The 2,514-nt window shown below is 72.2% G+C and carries 3 protein-coding genes; 1 reads left to right on the forward strand and 2 read right to left on the reverse strand.

Annotated elements, in window-relative coordinates:
* Positions 1 to 592, reverse strand: a 592-nt coding sequence (locus A5736_RS21705; protein WP_076248496.1) for a class I SAM-dependent methyltransferase, incomplete at its 3' end; no start/stop codon positions are given.
* A 181-nt stretch (positions 593 to 773) separates the two neighbouring features.
* Here A5736_RS21705 and A5736_RS21710 point away from each other — a divergent pair.
* On the forward strand, positions 774 to 1,679 hold the full coding sequence (locus A5736_RS21710; RefSeq protein WP_076248504.1) for an alpha/beta hydrolase: 906 nt from the start codon (positions 774 to 776) through the stop codon (positions 1,677 to 1,679).
* Positions 1,680 to 1,686: 7 nt separating this feature from the next.
* On the opposite strand, the gene A5736_RS21715 is transcribed toward A5736_RS21710, so the two are convergent.
* Positions 1,687 to 2,514 (reverse strand): amidohydrolase family protein (locus tag A5736_RS21715; protein WP_139333491.1); only part of this gene is annotated, 828 nt, incomplete at its 5' end.

Genomic DNA, 2,514 nt, shown 5'->3' on the forward strand with positions numbered 1-2,514 from the left:
TCAACGTCAAACCCACCTGCGCGGCCAGCGCGGCGGCGCTGTCGACCCCGACCGACGCCCACCGAAACCACGGCCCGACGTCGTGCGCCGACTCCAGCCGCACCCAGCGCGACCGGATGCCGATGGCCTCGCCGTCGAACTCGGCCACGCATCGGCCGCCGCGGCCCAGCAGCTCGGCCGCGCGGCACAGTATTCGGCGCGGGTCGCCGCCGAGGCCGACGTTCCCGTCGACCAGCAGGACCGTCTGCCACCGGCCCATCCAGGGCAGCGGCTCGAACACATCGCCCAGCAGCGCGGCCGCACCGCCGCGGCCGGCCAGGCGGATCGCGGTCGCCGACCGGTCGATGCCGAGCGCGGGGATGCCCCGGCGGATGAGGCGCGCGACCAGCCGGCCGGGCCCGCACCCGAGCTCGATGGTCGGCCCGACGCACATCTGGGTGACTTCTTCGTCGAACACCTCATCGACGGAGTCAGCATCGGGAGCACGGGCCCCCAGCCAGCGGTGTGCCGGCAGCGGACGCACCTCGCCGTCCTCGTGCCGAATCCAACATCGCTCGCCGTCGAGCGCCCGATCGTAGAGATGGCCCAGCATTTCACGCCTCTCGCATCCCGCCCGACACTGCCCGGACGCGCCCCGACCCAGGAGCGTTGCACGCAAGCATTTCGATCACCCGGATCGATACCCGGATCTCGGCTCGGCTAACCCAGACGGCGTTCGAGGGGTGCATGCGAGTGATTCGGTGCCGACGCTGCGCCGGATGGATACTGGACCGATGCCGAACACCGACGTTCACCCCGATCTGCGCCGCATCGCCCGCCTCACCCCCCGCCACCTCGTCGGCCCGCGGACCCTGCCGGTGGTGCGCACGTTGGATCGGCTGCAGGGCCGGCTGGGTAGGCCCAGCGCACCGCCGGACGTCGAGGTCGTCGCCCTCGGACCCGGCGTCGGGGTCCGGCTGTTCCGGCCGACGGGCGTGACCCAGCCGACGCCCGCGCTGCTGTGGATCCACGGCGGCGGATACGTGATCGGCAGCGCGCAGCAGGACGACCAGCTGTGCCGCCGGTTCTGCTCCAGGTTGGGCATCACGGTCGCGTCGGTCGATCACCGGCTGGCCCCCGAGCATCCCTATCCCGCGCCGCTCGACGACTGCTATGCGGCGTTGACCTGGCTGGCCGGGCAGCCCGGCGTGGACCGGAAGCGGATCGCAATCGGCGGCGCCAGCGCGGGCGGCGGGCTGGCGGCTGCGCTGGCCCTGCTGGCCCGCGACCGCGGCGACGTCGCGCCCGCGTTCCAGCTGCTCGTCTACCCCATGCTCGACGATCGCAGTTCCACGACCGAGGACCAGCCGCACTACCGGCTGTGGAACACGCGCAGCAACCACTTCGGCTGGACGGCCTACCTCGGCGATGCCGACCCCGCGGTTGCCGTGCCGGCGCGGCACGACGACCTGAGTGGCCTGCCACCCGCGTGGATCGGGGTGGGCACCCACGACCTGTTCCACGACGAGGATCTCGCCTACGCCGAACGGCTGCGCGCCGCCGGGGTGCCGTGCGAGGTCGAAGTGGTTCCCGGAGTCTTCCACGGGTTCGACCTGTTCGTGCCGAAAGCACAAGTGTCCCAACGCTTTTTCGACACCCAGTGCGACAGTTTGCGCGCCGCGCTCGCCCCCGCCGGCTGATCGCCGGTCACATCGCGAAATACACCAGCTCACCGCCGATGATCGTGGCGGCCACCATGCCGGCGTCCAGCTCGGCCAGCGCCGTCGCCGGCGGCTCGTTCAGCACGCACAGGTCGCCCGGCTGCCCGGGTTCGACGGCGCGGGCCAGCGCCGGTCGCTCGGGGGCGCCCAGGAACATGGTCAAAGCCTGTCGCGCCGAGACACGTTCGCCCGCACCCAGGACTGCGCCGCTGGGTGTGGTGCGGTATACCGCGGCGCGCATCGCGGTCCACGGATCGCCGTGGCCGAACGGCATGTCGGTCGACAGCGCCACGCGCACTTGAGCTTTCAGCAACGACGCGACCCGCCACAGCTGGCCGTGCTCGGCCGGTGGGACATCGGCGAGGTACTGATCGCCGCGCTCGGCGACGAAGTTGGGCTGCGTGACCACGGTCAGGTGCCCCGACGCGGAGAGTTCGGCCAGGTCGGCCAGGGTGTCGTCCGGCACCACTGCGGCGTGCTCGATGCGATCGCGCCGGTGGCTGCCGGCGGCGCGCAGGGCGGCGATGGCGACCACGAGTTGGGCCGCGGTCACGCAGTGCAGGGCGACCGGCCGGTCGGCCGCGTGGTGCTCGGTGATCCAGTCCGTCAGGGCGTCGAGGTCGAGTCGGTCGTCGTGCAGGATCTTTTTGCCCGGCGACAGGAAGTGCAGCCGCGGCCGAAATTCCCCGCGGCGCTGCGCCACCACCAGCGAGACCATGTCGTCGGCGCCGAGGTCGGGGGTGGCGTCGGTGACACCGGTGACGCCGGTCGCGGTGATTCGGCGGCTGAGCTCCGCGAGGTCGGTTTCCCGGCG

The organism is Mycobacterium sp. SP-6446 (assembly GCF_001954045.1).
Taxonomy (GTDB): Bacteria; Actinomycetota; Actinomycetes; order Mycobacteriales; family Mycobacteriaceae; genus Mycobacterium.